This is a genomic window from Actinomadura sp. 7K534 (assembly GCF_004348575.1).
Taxonomy (GTDB): Bacteria; Actinomycetota; Actinomycetes; order Streptosporangiales; family Streptosporangiaceae; genus Spirillospora; species Spirillospora livida.
In genome coordinates this window covers 1-14,581 of record NZ_SMKB01000183.1, presented here as the reverse complement: position 1 = coordinate 14,581, position 14,581 = coordinate 1, and the positions used below count along the sequence as shown (strand labels likewise).

The window sequence follows — 14,581 nt, the reverse complement described above, 5'->3', positions numbered from 1 at the left end:
GTCCATGACGAGGTGCCGCAGGAGTTCCTCATAAGCGAGGGATCATGATGTCGTCCGTGCACGGCGACGCACCCCTGCCCGACGGGAGTGACGGTCGTTGACCGTTGAGACGCGGCTCGGCGGGAGTGATGCGGTGACCGGTGTCAGGTGGCTCATCGACGGGAGTGATGGCCGGTGACTGGTGACACGGCGGTCATCATCCCGGCCGCCGACGAAGCCGACCGCATCGCGGCCACCGTCAAGGCCGCGCACGAACTTCCCGGCGCCGACCTGGTCGTGGTCGTCGACGACGGCTCGTCCGACGGCACCGGGCGGGTGGCCCGCGAGGCCGGGGCGAGGGTCGTCCGGCACAGCCGCAACCGCGGCAAGGGCGCCGCGATGGAGAGCGGCGCCGAGGCCGTCCGGCTCCTCGACGACGGCCGCGAGCAGCCCCGCCACCTGCTGTTCCTCGACGCCGACCTCGCCGAGACCGCCCGGGACGCCGCGCCGCTGACCGAGCCGGTGCGGTCCGGCGAAGCCGACATGACGATCGCCGTGTTCACCACGACGGTGAAGCTCGGCGGGCACGGCTTCGTCGTCCGGCTGTCCCGCGACGGGATCCGCCGCGCCACCGGCTGGGAGGCCACCGCGCCCCTCAACGGGCAGCGCTGCCTGACCCGCGCCGCGTTCGACGCCGCGCTGCCCCTCGCCGCCGGCTTCGGCGTGGAGACGGCGCTCACCATCGACCTGCTGCGCGAGGGCTTCCGGGTGCGGGAGGTCGAGGTCCCGCTCGCGCACCGCGCCACCGGGACCGACCTGCGCGCCCAGCTGCACCGCGCCCGGCAGTTCCGGGACGTGGCGCGCGCCCTCGCCGTGCGCGAACCCGCGGTGACCCGCCGCATAGACCGCCTGCGCGGCAACCGCCGGTGACCCGTCTCGGGACGGGCGGGCTGTGCGGCATCGGCCTCAGCCTCGGGTGCTTCCTCGCCACCGCGCTGCTGGGCCCGTCCGTCTTCCAGCCCGAGCTGGAGGGAGCCGCCGCCGAGCCGCCGTACTCGCTGGTCGCCCACCCGTCGCCGTACCTGGTGATCGGCCTCGTCGCCGCGGGCGTGTTGGCCGGGGCTGCGGGGCTGGGGCTGTGCCTCGCCGCCGTCCGGAAAGGGTGGCGCGTCCGGGCGTTCCCGCTGGCCATGGCGGGGCTGCTGGCGGCCGTCGCGTTCATGATGATGCCGCCGGTCGGGTCCACCGACCACCTGAACTACGCCTCCTATGGGCGGATGGCGGCGACGGGCCACGACCCCTACGACACCAGCGCGGCCGAGCTGGCGCACGACCCCGTCGCCGGGGCGCCCGAGGAGTGGCGCACGACCCCGTCGGTGTACGGGCCGATCGCCACGGGCGAGCAGGCGCTCGCCGCCTGGATCGGCGGCGGCTCGGTGCGGCTCACCGTCTTCGTCCTGTCGGTCGCCAACACGCTCGCGTTCGCGCTGACCGCGCTGATCCTCTATCGGACGGCGGGCACCGCCGAACGGCGGCTCCGCACGGCGCTGCTGTGGACGTGCAACCCGCTCGTGCTGTTCCACCTGATCGGCGGCGCGCACAACGATGTCCTCGCGATCGCGCCGATGGTGGCGGCGCTCGCCCTCTTCGGCGCCCGCACCCGCTGGTTGCGCGCCGGATGGGTGCGGGCGCTCGCCGCGGGCGCCCTCGCCGGGGTCGGCGCGGCGGTCAAGCTGCCCGCCGCGCTCGTCGCCGGCGGCCCCGCCTGGGCGCTGCTCCGCGGGACGCGGCCGGGCCGGGTGCGGCGCTCCATCGCCGGCCTCGCGGCCCTCGCGGGCGGTGCCGGCGCGGTCGCGGCGCTGTCGTACCTCCTCGCCGGACCGCACGCCCTCGACCAGGTCCGCGAGGCGAGCGGCATGGTCTCGTTCGCCACCCCCTGGCATCTGCTGGACGAGTGGTTCGGCCGCGGCGCGCGCCGCGACGTCATCAAGGCGGGCGCGCTGCTGCTGGGGCTCGTGCTGTTCGTGCTGCTCGCCCGCACGCTCCCGCGCGAGGACGTCCCGCCCGGGGGATCCGTCGCGGAGGACGCGCCGGACGGGGAGCACCGCCGCATCGCCGCGGCGTTCGTCCTCGCGTGGCTGTTCGCCGCCCCGTACGCGCTGCCCTGGTACGACGGGTTCGGCTGGGCGCTGCTCGCCCTGCTGCCCTGGACGCGCGTCGACTGGATCCTGCTCGCCCACACCGCCGCGCTCAGCCTCGCCTACCTCCCGGCGCGCGCGCCCGCCCGGATCAGCCTGCCGGACGACCTGTCCTGGCTGTTCACCTTCGTTCGGCCGAAGGTGATTCCGTGGACGCTGGTCGCGATCCTGGCGATTCTGGTGGTGCAGAGTCTTCGTTTCTCAGGTCGATCTCCAGCGACCGCACGCCGGCCGCGAGCATCAGCGGGGTCGCCAGGCTGAGCGAGACCGACAGGATCACCACGCCGGAGTCGTTCACCAGCATGCCGATGACGCCGACCGTCAGCGCGGAGATCAGCGCGGGACGCATCGTCACGCTGTGCTCGTAGGCGCGCTGCAGCAGCGACACCCGCCACCGCGTCGGCCGCGCCAGCACGAAGAACAGGAACACGACCGCCGCGGCGATCGCCAGCGTGTACGGCCAGTACCCGAGGCTGTTCACCATGGCGTCGAACTTGCGGGTGACGACGCCCCACGCCTCGCCGTCCATGAGGTCGCGCCAGAACCGGCCGAGGTGCGTCGGGTTCTCGCTCCGCGAGTTCAGGTAGGAGATGAACAGCACCAGCGCCGCGCCGGCCAGCGCGAACGGCACGAGCGTGACCGGGGAGACGCGCCGCCCGGTGACCATCAGGCCGAGGACGGCGAACGCCGGGACCATCGCCAGTACGCCGCCGAAGTCGCTGCCCCACGCGGGGAGCCCGTCCACCGCGACGGCGAACGCCCCGATCACCACGACGATCCCCAGCGCGAGCCACTTGCGCCCGGCGCGCAGCGGGTACTCCGACAGCCACGCCGCCGTCAGGATCGCCGCGACGGCGAACAGCGAGAACGCCTGGTTGCCGAACCCGTAGAAGCGTCCGGCGATGAGCGCCGTGTACCCCATGAGCGTGTTGAGCTGGAGGTTCGACCCGGTCATGACGTCCAGCGCGAGGACGGACGCGGTGATGCCGGTGATCACCAGGCCGGGCGCGAACAGCGACCGGCGCCACGGCCCGGCCAGCGCCAGCCCGGTCAGCAGCCCGGCGAAGCCGAGCACGGTGCAGATCAGGACCGGGGTCGGATGCTCGGCCCGCCACCACGGCAGCAGCCCGGCGAGGAACGACGCGCCCGGCGCCGCTCCCCCGAGCAGCGCGATCACGCGGGTGCCGCCGAGTATCCGGGCCCGCGAGCTGCGGTCGCCGCCGAGCCGCCGCAGCGCGAGCGCCGCGATGCCGTAGAGAACGAGCTGCGTCGCGAAGAGCACCCAGTAGAACGACGTCTGGACGGCCCGGGTCCCCTGCGCGGCGACGTCCTGGTCCTCAAGGGCCTCGACGCGTTCGAGGGTGGTGCCGTCCGACGGCTCCGGCCGCCAGACCGACCCGACGGCCTGCTTCGGCTGCGGCAGCCCGAGCAGCTTCAGCGTCGTCGCGGTGACGTCGGTGAGCGTGACCAGGCCGTCCTGCCGGGTGGCGCCGGACGTCATGTAGCCGGGCTCGTAGGCCGTGCCGCCGGCCGCCCCGCCCTTGGCGATCGCGACGCGCAGGTGGGGGTCGACGCCGATGTCGGACAGCCCGGCCAGCAGGACCGTCGTCCCTTCCGGGAGCCCGGTCATCACCTGCCCGACCCGGCGGTCCGCGGCGGCCGCGGCCTCGGCCCGCGTGGTCTCCGACAGCGGGACCTGCGCGCCCTCGTGGTCGACGCCTGCGTCGATGTAGGCGCGGAACAGGTCGTCGACCTCGACCGCCGCGAGCGGGCAGGCCGCCCAGTCGGCGGCGGTCACCCGGTCGGGGGACGGGACGTAGCGGTCGACCCGCCCGCCGCCGTTGCCGAGCCCGAACACCGCGCCGGGCCCGACCGCCAGCGTGCAGCCGCCCGCCTTCTGGACCGCGTCGCCGAGCAGCCCGATCTGCGCGTGGTAGTTGGTGTCGGCGTTGTCGCTCTTGATCGCGGGCCAGCCGGGCGCGACGGCGCCGCCCTCCGGCACCGGGCCCGCGGGGGAGTCCTGCCCGGCCAGGATCGGCGTGGCCGGGAGCGCGCAGTCGCCGTGCGGCAGCCGGGCCCGCTGGCCCGCCGACACCGTCAGCCAGGCGTCCGTCGGGCACGTGGCGACCCGCGTCGTGCGGACGCTGAGGCTCGCCGCGGAGCCCTGCCCGGTCAGCCCCCACAGCGCGGGCGTCTTCTCCTCGCCGATGTCGCTCCACAGCAGCCCGGGCACGCCGATGATCACGACGCGGCCGTCGATCGCGGCGGAGCCCCGCTGGGAAGCGCTCTCCGGAGCCGCGGCCTGGGCGTGCACCGGGAACAGCCCGGAAAGACCCGTCAGCACCGCGACGAGGGTCGCGAGGAACATGGCGATCTTTGCTCCCCGCGAAGTCATGGCGCACAGGTTACAAGAGCCATACCAACGCCGTGTGGCCATATCCTGCGGCTGTGGACGGTCCCGAGGCGCAGGTTGTGAGCGAGGCCCGCGACGAGGCCCGTGCCGGGGACGAGCCCGTCCCGGCCGCCGGACGGCGGTGGCCGCGGGCCGATCTGCTGATCCTCCTGGCGGGCGTCGTCGTCGCGGTGGCCGCGGTGACGCCCGTCGTCGTCCGCTGGCTCGGCAACCCGCCCGACCAGCGGCTCGTCGACCTCGAGGTCTACCGGGACGGCGGACGCGCCATCCTGCGCGGCGCCCCGCTCTACGACGTGCTGACGCAACCGCCGCAGCTGCTGCCGTTCACCTACCCGCCGTTCGCCGCGGTGCTCGCCGTCCCGTTCACCCTGCTGTCCTGGCCCGTCGCCCAGGCGGTGTGGACGGCCCTCATCTACGCGGCGCTGGTCGTCACGGTCTGCTACGCCTTCCGCGACCTCATCCGCCGGTTCGGCCGCTGGGCGCCGCTGGCGGCCGGCGTGCTCGTCGCGGCGATGACGTGGCTCGAACCCGTCCGGGACCAGTTCCGCTTCGGCCAGGTCGGGCTGTTCCTCCTCGCCATGTGCCTGGCCGACTGCTGCGCCCGCACCGCCCGGTGGCCGCGCGGGATGCTCGTCGGCCTCGCCGTCGCGATCAAGCTGGTGCCGGGCGTCTTCCTCATCTGGTTCCTGATCACCGGGCGGCGGGAGGCGCTGGGCAACGCGGTGCTCACCGCGGCGGCCGCCACCCTCGCCGGGTTCGCGCTGCTGCCGTCCGACTCGGCCGACTACTGGTTCGGCGCGCTGCTCCAGGGCGGCGACCGCACCGGCGCGGTCGACGGCACCACCAACCAGGCCGTGCACGGGATCGTCGCGCGGATCTTCGACGAGGGTCCCGTCCGCACGCTCGTGTGGGTCGTCCTCGCCGCGGCCGTCGCGTACTACGGGTTCCGCTGGGCCCGCCGGTCGTCCCAGGTCGCCGCGCTGCTGACCGGGCCGGACGCCACGAGCCTGCTCCTCGGGTCCGTCGCGATCGTCGGGCTGCTGTCGGTCGCGCTGTCCCCGGTGGGCTGGATCCACCACCTCGTCTGGATGATCGCGGTGATCGCGGCTTTGGCCGGTGATGGCCGGGACACGCGAAGATGTCTGTTCGCGCTCGCGCTCTGGCTGCTCTTCCTGTTCCCGATCCCGTGGTGGGCGCGGGCCATGATCGGCCCGGAGCACTCCCCGGTCTCGGTTTTCACGGGCGAGGTGCTCCGCGACACGTTCGGCGCCGCGGCCCTCGCGTCGGTCGTGCTGCTCGGCCACTGGCTCGTGAAACGTCTCGATCCGCGAGTAGATCACGAGGATCCTTCGCGGCGGGAGGTCAGGGTGGGTACGCTCAGCCCGTGATGCTTGTCGCGGTGGCCGTCGCCGGCCTGGTCGCGGGTGTTGCGGGCCTGTCCATCGCGGTGGTCGCCCACAACCGGGTGAACCAGGTCGTCGGCGAGTGCGGGGAAATGCTGAGGCGCCAGCTTCAGGTCGCCAGCGGTTCGGTGGACGAGCGCGCCCTGCGCGACCTCGCCATCGTCCATTACGACGCCCTCAAGGAGATGTCCGGGCACCGCTCCTTCTCGCTCGCGTTGATCAACGCGGTGGGGGACGGGGTCGTGGTCAGCTCCATCAACGGGCGGACGGAGACGCGTACCTACGCGAAGGCGGTCCAGGGCGGGCACGCCGTCGAGATGCTCTCCCCCGAGGAGAACCAGGTGCTGCGGGCGGCGCGGCTCGGCAAGGGGCCCATCGTGTCGATGGACGACCCGCTCGCCGACTTCGGCAGCGGCGACCGCACCCCCAGCGCCCGCGCCTGACGGCCCCGCGGCCACGCCCAGCGGTCGTCGGCGGGCGGTCTTTACCGGGCGGGCGGTAAACTCGGCGTTCTCACCTCGCTTCTCGCCGAGGCGCTTCCCACTCACCAGTAACACGCACCCGGGGGACCCGTGACCGCAGACGACAGGCCAGCGCGCTACGCCTACCTGGGTCCGCGGGGCACCTTCACCGAGGCCGCGCTGCTGACCCTCCCGGGCGCGGCCGAGGCCGAGCACGTCCCGTACGCGACCGTCCCCGCCGTCCTGGAGGCGCTCCGCCGCGGCGAGGCCGACACCGCCGTCGTGGCGCTGGAGAACTCCGTCGAGGGCTCCGTCCCCACCACGCTGGACGAGCTGGCCACCGGCGAACCCCTGCAGATCGTCGGCGAGATCCACCTTCCGGTCTCGTTCGCGCTCCTCGTCCGCCCGGGCACCGCGATGGACGACATCAAGACCGTCGCGTCCCACCCGATCGCGCAGCCGCAGTGCCGCCGCTGGCTGCTCGACAACGTCCCGCACGCCGAGTGGCGCGCCGCCACGTCCAACGCCGAGGCCGCCCAGCACGTCGCCGACGGCCACTACGACGCGGCACTCGCCGGCTCGTTCGCCGCCGCCCGCTACGGCCTGGCCGTCCTCGCCGAGGACATCCACGACGTCGCCGACGCGGTCACCCGCTTCGTCGTCCTGCAGCGCCCCTGCACCCCGCCCGCGCCGTCCGGCACGGACAAGACGACCGTCGCCGCGTTCATCGGCGAGGACCACCCGGGCGCCCTGCTGGAGATCCTCACCGAGTTCTCCGTGCGGGGCATCAACCTCACCCTGATCCAGTCGCGCCCGACCGGCGCCGGCCTCGGCTCCTACCTGTTCTGGATGGACTTCGAGGGCCACGTCGCCGACGCCCGCGTGGGCGAGGCCCTGATGGGCCTGCGCCGCGTCTGCTCCGACGTGCGCTTCGTCGGCTCCTACCACCGCGCCGACCGGGTCCAGCCGGAAATCCGCCGCGGCACCCACGACGACGACTTCGCCCAGGCCGCCACCTGGCTGGAGAGCATCCGCACCGGCCGGGGCTGAGCTCGCCCGGAAATCAACCGGGGCCGGGACGTGTTGTAGAAGGTTCAACCGTTCCGAGAGAGGTGCCCTCCCATGCGCGTCGAGATCTGGTCCGATGTCATCTGCCCTTGGTGCTACATCGGGAAGCGGCATTTCGAGCACGCGCTGGAGAAGTTCGAGCACCGCGACCAGGTCGAAGTGGTGTACCGCGCGTTCCAACTCGACCCGTCGTTCCCCAAGGGCGAGACCGTCGACGTCGCCGACATGCTGGCCGGCAAGTACGGCATGTCGCGCGAGCAGGCCGTCGAGATGAACCGCCAGATGGAGGAGCGCGCCGCCGGAGTGGGCCTGGAATACCACCTGGAGGACGGCCGGGCGGGCAACACCGCCGACGCGCACCGACTCGTCCATCTGGCGGCGGAACACGGTGTGCAGGACGAGGTCGTGGAGGCCCTCTACAAGGCGCATTTCACCGACCGGCGCTCGGTGTTCGACCGCGACTCACTGGTGAAGGTCACCGAGGAGGCGGGCCTGGACGCCGACGCCGCACGCGAGGCCCTCACGTCCGGGAAGTTCACCGCCGAAGTGGAGGCCGACCAGCGCGAGGCCCGCGAACTCGGCGCGACGGGCGTCCCGTTCTTCGTCGTCGACGGCCGCTACGGCGTCTCCGGTGCCCAGCCGGCCGAAACGTTCACGCAGGTCCTCGACCGCGCCTGGGCGGACGCGCGTCCCAAGCTCACCACGATCGGCGACGACACCGGCACCTGCACGGACGACGGATGCGCCGTCCCCAACAACACCCCCTGACCGGCCTCGGGAGGCCGGCGAGGTCTCCGGCGACCGGGATGTGACCACCTGGTCGGGGTGGCGGTAAACCGATGGTCGATCTCGGGCGTCAACTCCACAACACCCCCAAGTGGAGAGGCCCTCCATTGCGCTCCTCGTCGGCCCTCTTGGTCTCCGCCGCCGTCGTGGCGACGGCCCTGTACGTCCCCGCGACCGCCCACGCGAACACGGCGCTGCTGCCCGGCGGCCATGCGACGGCGGGCGCCGCGGAGGTCCGGAAGGCCGCGCGGTTCGTCGGCTTCGACGCAGGCCCAGAGCCGAGCTGGTACGACGGCTGGAGGCGACTCAGCGGGCGCCTGGTGGCCGATGTCGACGGGGTCACCTACGGACTGGCCGGTGTGCGCGTGTTCGTGGAGTTCTCCACGAACGGCACGGACTGGACGCGTGTGACGTCTCAGACGACCTCTGCCGACGGGACGTTCGACATGACAACGGTCGGGACGGAGGACGGCTACTGGCGCGCCCAATACCCGGGCAACAACGAGTACACGCCGGCCGTGAGCGGTTCCGACTATGTCGATGTCAAGTACCGGACAGCCATCCAGTACTTCAACGTCTCGCCGGAGCCGGTGATGAAGGGGGCGTACGTCACGGTCACGGGGAACCTGTCCCGCTACATGCCCGAGGGGAAGCCGGGGTCAGGCGCGAACATCCACATCTACTTCCAGCCGAGCGGGTCGTCTGCGTGGACGAAGATGGGTGTGACGAAAACGGCGAGCAACGGGAACTTCAGTAAGAAGTTCCAGGCGTCCAAGGACGGGACGTGGCTGGCGAGGTACTGGGGCAATGCCACCTACGCCGGCTCCAATCTTCCGACCGACTACGTCGATGTCGGGTACCGGACCCACATCCACTCCTACAACGCCTCACCGGAGCCGGTGAAGAAGGGCGCGTACATCACGGTCAAGGGCCTGCTGTACCGCTACATGCCCGCCGGCAAGCCGGGGCCCGGCGCGAACATCCACATCTACTTCAGGCCCAAGGGGTCGTCGACCTGGACGAAGATGGCCATCACGAAGACCGCGACGAACGGCTGGTTCAACAGGAAGTTCAAGGCGTCGCAGGACGGTACCTGGCTCGCCAGGTACTGGGGCAGCAGCACCTACGTCGGCTCCAACCAGCCGGCCGACTACGTGGACGTGCGCTGACGTAGGGTGCGTGGGTGGTCCAAGACTTCGACGCCTACGAGCGGGAACTGTGGGACGGGCGCGCCGACGCGTACGAGAAGGGCTTCGCCCGGCTCACCCACTACATGATCGATCCGCTGCTGGACGCCGCCGGCGTCGCCGAGGGGACGCGGTTCCTCGACGTCGGGACGGGGCCCGGCTTCGTGTCGCGGGAGGCGGTCCGGCGCGGTGCCGACGTGTCGGCGATGGACGCCGAGCCGGGCATGGCCGAGGCGGCCCGCCGCAACGTCCCCGGCCTGGACGTGCGCGTCGCGGTGCTGCCCGAGGTGCCGTTCGCGGACGGGGAGTTCGGCGCGGTCGCGGGCAACTTCGTCATCAACCACGTCGGTGACCCGGCCGTCGCGCTCGCGGAGCTGCGGCGCGTGCTGCGGCCGGGCGGGCGGCTGGCGCTGAGCTGCTGGGTGATGCCGGGCAGCGGGGCCCTCGCGATCGTCCGGGAGGCGATCGCGGAGGCGGGCGTGCCGTGGCCCGACGACATCCCCGAGCCGCCGTTCATGGAGTACGGCGAGCCGGCGGCGTTCCGGCGGCTGGTGACGGAGGCCGGGTTCGGCGAGGTCGCCGTCGAGGAGGTGACGTGGGAGCACGTCACCGACGCCGAGCGGTGGTGGGAGCTGGGCGCCCTGGCCAGGATCGGCACCAACGGCGTCATCGTCGGGCGGCAGGACGCGCCGACCGTCGCGCGGATCAAGGACGCCTACGACCGCATCGTGGCCCGGCACGCGGTGCGGGACGGCTCGCCGGACGGACGCGTCGCGCTGCCGGCGCACGCGCTTCTCGCGAGCGGAGTCCGCTGACACCGGCGATACTCGCGCGCACGGGCCCGGCCGGGCCGGTAGCCTCGGGTCTGTGATCGACCTGCGAGCTCTTCGAGAGGATCCCGAGCGGCTGCGCGCTTCGCAGCGCGCCCGCGGCGAGGACGAGACCGTCGTCGACCGGCTGCTGGACGTGGACGGGCGGCGCCGCTCTGCGCTGACGTCGTTCGAGCAGCTCAGGGCGGTGCAGAAGAGTTTCGGCAAGTCGGTGTCCAAGGCGAAGGGCGACGAGCGGCAGGAGCTGCTGTCCCGCGCCAAGGAGCTGGCGCAGGAGGTCAAGGAGCGCGAGGCGGAGGCCGACCGGCTCGGCGAGGAGCTCGACGCGCTGCTGAAGAGCGTCCCGAACCTCATCGAGGACGGCGCCCCGCCCGGCGGCGAGCAGGACTTCGTCGTCCTGGAGCACGTCGGCGAGCCGCCCGTGTTCGACTTCGAGCCCAAGGACCACCTGGAGCTGGGGGAGAGCCTCGGCGCGATCGACATGGAGCGCGGCGCGAAGGTGTCGGGCGCGCGGTTCTACTACCTGACCGGCGTGGGCGCGCGGCTCCAGTACGCGCTGCTCAACCTCGCCATGGAGCAGGCCGTCGCGGCCGGGTTCGTGCCGATGTACCCGCCGGTCCTGGTGAAGCCGGAGGCGATGGAGGGCACCGGCTTCCTCGGCGCGCACGCCGCCGAGGTGTACCACCTCCCGCAGGACGAGCTGTACCTGGTCGGGACGTCGGAGGTGCCGCTCGCCGCGTACCACATGAACGAGATCATCGACGCCCTCCCGCGGCGGTACGCGGCGTGGTCGTCGTGCTTCCGCCGCGAGGCCGGCTCGTACGGCAAGGACACCCGCGGCATCATCCGCGTCCACCAGTTCGACAAGGTGGAGATGTTCTCCTACTGCGACCCGGCCGACGCGCACGAGGAGCACCTGCGGCTGCTGGAGTGGGAGAAGGAGATGCTCGCCAAGGTCGAGATCCCGTACCGGGTGATCGACGTCGCGGCGGGCGACCTCGGCTCCAGCGCGGCCCGCAAGTACGACTGCGAGGCGTGGGTGCCGACGCAGAACACCTACCGCGAGGTCACCTCGACGTCGAACTGCACCGAGTTCCAGGCGCGGCGCCTCGCCGTGCGGTTCAAGGACGCCGACGGCCGGAACCAGCCGGTCGCGACCCTGAACGGGACGCTGGCGACCACCCGGTGGATGGTCGCGATCCTGGAGAACCACCAGCGGGCGGACGGCACGGTCCGCGTGCCCGAGGCGCTGCGGAAGTTCCTCGGCCAGGACGTCCTGGAGCCGGTGAAGCGCTGACACCCGGCGGGGGTTTGTCCCGGACGTGGCTTATGGTGTGTCCCATCTGCCCTGGAAGGTGACATGACCCATCTCTCGCCGCGCGTGGTCGCCACTGACCTCGACGGGACGATCGTGCGCTCCGACGGGACCATCTCCGACCGCACCGTCGCCGCCCTGGCCCGTGTCGAGCGGGCCGGGGCGATGCTAGTCATGGTGACCGGGCGGCCGCCGCGCTGGATGAAGGAGATCGCCACGGCCGTCGACCACCACGGCGTCGCGATCTGCGCGAACGGCGCGGTGCTGTACGACCTGCACACCGAGACCGTGCTGCAGACCATGGAGATCCCGCCGCCGGTGATCGCGGAGGCGGTGGGGCGGCTCCGCGCGGTCGCGCCGGAGCTGCGGTTCGCCGTGGAGCACCCGGACGGCTTCGTCTTCGAGAAGAGCTACCTGCTCGGCCGCTGGGACGCGGCGGCCCTCGGCGGCCGGCCGGTGGACTTCGAGGACCTCGTCGACCGCAGCGGGACGAAGTTGCTCGCGTTCCACCCCGAGGCCGACCCCGACGTGCTCTCGGCGAAGGCGATGGAGGCCGTCGGCGACCTCGTCACCGTCACCCACTCGTCGGGGCGGGGCCTGCTGGAGATGAGCGCGCACGGCGTCACGAAGGCCAGCGCCCTCGCCGCCCTGTGCACCGAGCACGGCCTCACCTCCGACGCCGTCGTCGCCTTCGGCGACATGCCGAACGACCTGCCGATGCTCACCTGGGCGGGCACCTCGTACGGGGTCGCGAACGCGCACCCGCTCGTGCTCGCCGCCGTCACGCACAAGACGTCGCGCAACGACGACGACGGCGTGGCCGAGGTGCTGGAGCGCCTCTTCCCGTGACGCCGCGCGCCGCGACCTACAGGTAGGGGCCCGACGAACGCGATTGCGGCTTGTCGTCGTCCGCGGCGGCGCCCGGGGGCATCATCCCGGCGGGCAGGGCGCGGCGCATCTGCTCCAGCTGGGCGCGCGCCGCCATCTGCTGGGCGAACAGCGTCGTCTGGATGCCGTGGAACAGGCCCTCCAGCCAGCCGACGAGCTGCGCCTGCGCGATCCGGAGCTCCGCCTCGCTCGGCACGCTGCCGTCGGTGAACGGCAGCGACAGCCGGTCCAGCTCCTCGACCAGCTCCGGCGCGAGGCCGTCCTCGAGCTCCTTGATGGACGACTTGTGGATCTCCCGCAGCCGGGCTCGGCTCGCCTCGTCCAGCGGGGCGGCCTTGACCTCCTCCAGGAGCTGCCGGATCATCCCGCCGATCCGCATCACCTTCGCCGGCTGCTCGACCATCCCGGTCACCGACTTGGTCTCGTGCTCGCCCTCGGAACCGCCCTCCATGGCGATGCCGCCCGGGCCGACCACGAGCACCTGGGGTTCCTGTCCGGACTCGTTCTTCGAAGGGTCGCTCATTGTCCTCCTATCCTCCTACGGTCAGCAGGATCTTGCCGACGTGGCCGCTCTCCTCGAGCAGCCGGTGCGCACTCGCCGCGTCCGGCATCGGGAACCGCCGGTCGACGACCGGCCGGACGGCGCCCGATTCCAGCAGCGGCCACACATTTTCGCGTACTCCCGCCACGATCTCCGCCTTCTCCGCCGGCGGGCGGGAGCGCAGGGACGTGGGGTGGACCAGCGCCCGCTTGCGGAGCAGCTTGCCGATGTCCAGCTCGGCCTTCGTGCCGCCCTGCAGCCCGATCACCATCAGGCGGCCGCCGACGGCCAGCGCGTCCACGTTGCGGGCCAGGTACTTCGCGCCGATCACGTCCAGGATCACGTCGTACGGGCCGTGCTCGACGAAGTCGTCCTCGCGGTAGTCGACCGTCACGTCCGCGCCGAGCTCCCGGCAGCGGGCCGCCTTCTCCGCGCTGCCCACCGTCGTCACCACCCGCGCGCCGCGCGCCTTCGCGAGCTGGATCGCGTGCGTCCCGATTCCGCTGCCGCCGCCGTGGACGAGGAGCGTCTCCCCTTCGCGCAGCCCGGCGTGCATGAAGACGTTCGACCACACCGTGCACGCGACCTCCGGCAGACCGGCGGCGTCGACGACGTCCACCCCGCGCGGTACCGGGAGCACCTGCGCGGCGGGCACCGCGACCCGTTCGGCGTACCCTCCCCCGGCGAGCAGCGCGCACACCTCGTCGCCCGCATTCAGGCCCGTGACGTCCGGGCCGAGTTCCGCGACCCGTCCGGACACCTCTAGGCCCGGGTACGGGGAAGCGCCAGGTGGTGGCGGGTAGAAGCCCATCCTCTGCATGACGTCCGCGCGGTTCACCGCGCTGGCCACGACGTCGATCAGCACCTCGCCCGGCTTCGGCGCCGGATCGGGGACCTCCGTCCACTCCAGGACGTCGGGGTCTCCCGGCTCGCGGACAACGATCGCATGCATACCAGTCACGCTACCGGGCGAACCGGACCCGCCCGTTACCACGCCAACGTCGATCTCCACGCGGGATGCGTGGTATTGGTGCACGGGTATCCTGCACGGGGACCTTTTTGCCGACCTGCTCCGTGTTGATCATCAGAGGCGTGCCCGAGGGGGAAGAACGGTGGCAAGGAACGAGCACGACGGGCGTTCCCTGGAGGAGCGGCTGGCCTCTCTGGACGCGATGAGCGGCGAGCCGGCCGGGCAGTCCCCCGCCCCGGCCGCCGAGGGGGAGCAGAGCGCGGGGCCCGCCCCCGCCGAGAAGGAGAACGCGCCCCCGGAAGAGGACGCCCAGTCCCAGCCCCAGTCCCCGGTCGAGCAGACGGACCCGAACGCCAACCCCTGGCTCGCGGCTCCCCCCTCGTTCCAGCAGCCTTCCGAGACCGGCTACCCGCAGCAGACCTTCGGCGGGCCGCCGCAACCCCCGCCCTACGAGGGCGGCGCCCTGCCGCAGCCGTTCGACGGCGGGATGCTGCCCCCGCCGTACGCCGCCGGCTACCCGGGGTACGACCCGTCCCAGCCCC

General features: G+C 72.6%; 12 protein-coding genes and 2 pseudogenes. 11 read left to right on the top strand and 3 right to left on the bottom strand.

The window, feature by feature from the left end; translation table 11 throughout:
• Positions 1-174: 174 nt before the first annotated feature.
• Positions 175-909 (top strand): glycosyltransferase family 2 protein, encoded by a 735-nt coding sequence (locus E1266_RS27625; protein ID WP_132051912.1) that lies wholly within the window; start codon positions 175-177, stop codon positions 907-909.
• A 260-nt stretch (positions 910-1,169) separates the two neighbouring features.
• A pseudogene (gene mptB, locus E1266_RS39610) lies at positions 1,170-1,712 on the top strand (polyprenol phosphomannose-dependent alpha 1,6 mannosyltransferase MptB); the annotation flags it as partial.
• A gap of 586 nt (positions 1,713-2,298) precedes the next feature.
• On the opposite strand, the gene E1266_RS39605 reads toward mptB, so the two are convergent.
• Entirely contained in the window at positions 2,299-4,572 is a 2,274-nt protein-coding gene (locus E1266_RS39605; protein ID WP_132051910.1) for a hypothetical protein, read from the bottom strand.
• Between the two features lie 53 nt (positions 4,573-4,625).
• Here E1266_RS39605 and E1266_RS27615 point away from each other — a divergent pair, with 53 nt between their 5' ends.
• From E1266_RS27615 to E1266_RS27580, 8 genes are all read left to right on the top strand, one after another.
• Positions 4,626-5,978, top strand: a complete 1,353-nt coding sequence (locus E1266_RS27615; protein WP_243718948.1) for a glycosyltransferase 87 family protein — start codon at positions 4,626-4,628, stop codon at positions 5,976-5,978.
• Complete coding sequence (locus E1266_RS27610) at positions 5,978-6,436, top strand: DUF4446 family protein (RefSeq protein WP_132051916.1); 459 nt, start codon at positions 5,978-5,980, stop codon at positions 6,434-6,436. Before E1266_RS27615 ends, E1266_RS27610 begins: the two co-directional genes overlap by 1 nt.
• 129 nt (positions 6,437-6,565) lie before the next feature.
• Positions 6,566-7,504, top strand: coding sequence for a prephenate dehydratase (gene pheA, locus E1266_RS27605; protein ID WP_132051908.1), 939 nt, complete (start codon positions 6,566-6,568; stop codon positions 7,502-7,504).
• Between the two features lie 72 nt (positions 7,505-7,576).
• On the top strand, positions 7,577-8,290 hold the full coding sequence (locus E1266_RS27600; RefSeq protein WP_132051906.1) for a DsbA family oxidoreductase: 714 nt from the start codon (positions 7,577-7,579) through the stop codon (positions 8,288-8,290).
• A 125-nt stretch (positions 8,291-8,415) separates the two neighbouring features.
• Positions 8,416-9,477 carry a hypothetical protein gene (locus tag E1266_RS27595; RefSeq protein WP_165966235.1) on the top strand — a complete coding sequence of 354 codons (1,062 nt, stop codon included), beginning with the start codon at positions 8,416-8,418 and terminating at the stop codon, positions 9,475-9,477.
• 14 nt (positions 9,478-9,491) lie between these two features.
• Complete coding sequence (locus E1266_RS27590) at positions 9,492-10,310, top strand: class I SAM-dependent methyltransferase (protein ID WP_207945948.1); 819 nt, start codon at positions 9,492-9,494, stop codon at positions 10,308-10,310.
• A gap of 52 nt (positions 10,311-10,362) precedes the next feature.
• Complete coding sequence (serS, locus tag E1266_RS27585; RefSeq protein WP_132051902.1) at positions 10,363-11,622, top strand: serine--tRNA ligase; 1,260 nt, start codon at positions 10,363-10,365, stop codon at positions 11,620-11,622.
• A 63-nt stretch (positions 11,623-11,685) separates the two neighbouring features.
• Positions 11,686-12,489, top strand: a complete 804-nt coding sequence (locus tag E1266_RS27580) for an HAD family hydrolase (RefSeq protein WP_132051900.1) — start codon at positions 11,686-11,688, stop codon at positions 12,487-12,489.
• Positions 12,490-12,505: 16 nt separating this feature from the next.
• Here E1266_RS27580 and E1266_RS27575 read toward each other — a convergent pair whose 3' ends face one another.
• Both E1266_RS27575 and E1266_RS27570 read right to left on the bottom strand, forming a co-directional pair.
• Entirely contained in the window at positions 12,506-13,051 is a 546-nt protein-coding gene (locus E1266_RS27575; protein WP_132051898.1) for a bacterial proteasome activator family protein, read from the bottom strand.
• 7 nt (positions 13,052-13,058) lie between these two features.
• A complete protein-coding gene (locus E1266_RS27570; RefSeq protein ID WP_132051896.1) occupies positions 13,059-14,021 on the bottom strand; it encodes an NAD(P)H-quinone oxidoreductase in 963 nt (320 codons plus the stop codon).
• A 160-nt stretch (positions 14,022-14,181) separates the two neighbouring features.
• Between E1266_RS27570 and E1266_RS27565 the strand changes: the two are divergent.
• Positions 14,182-14,581, top strand: a pseudogene (locus tag E1266_RS27565) (hypothetical protein); the annotation flags it as partial.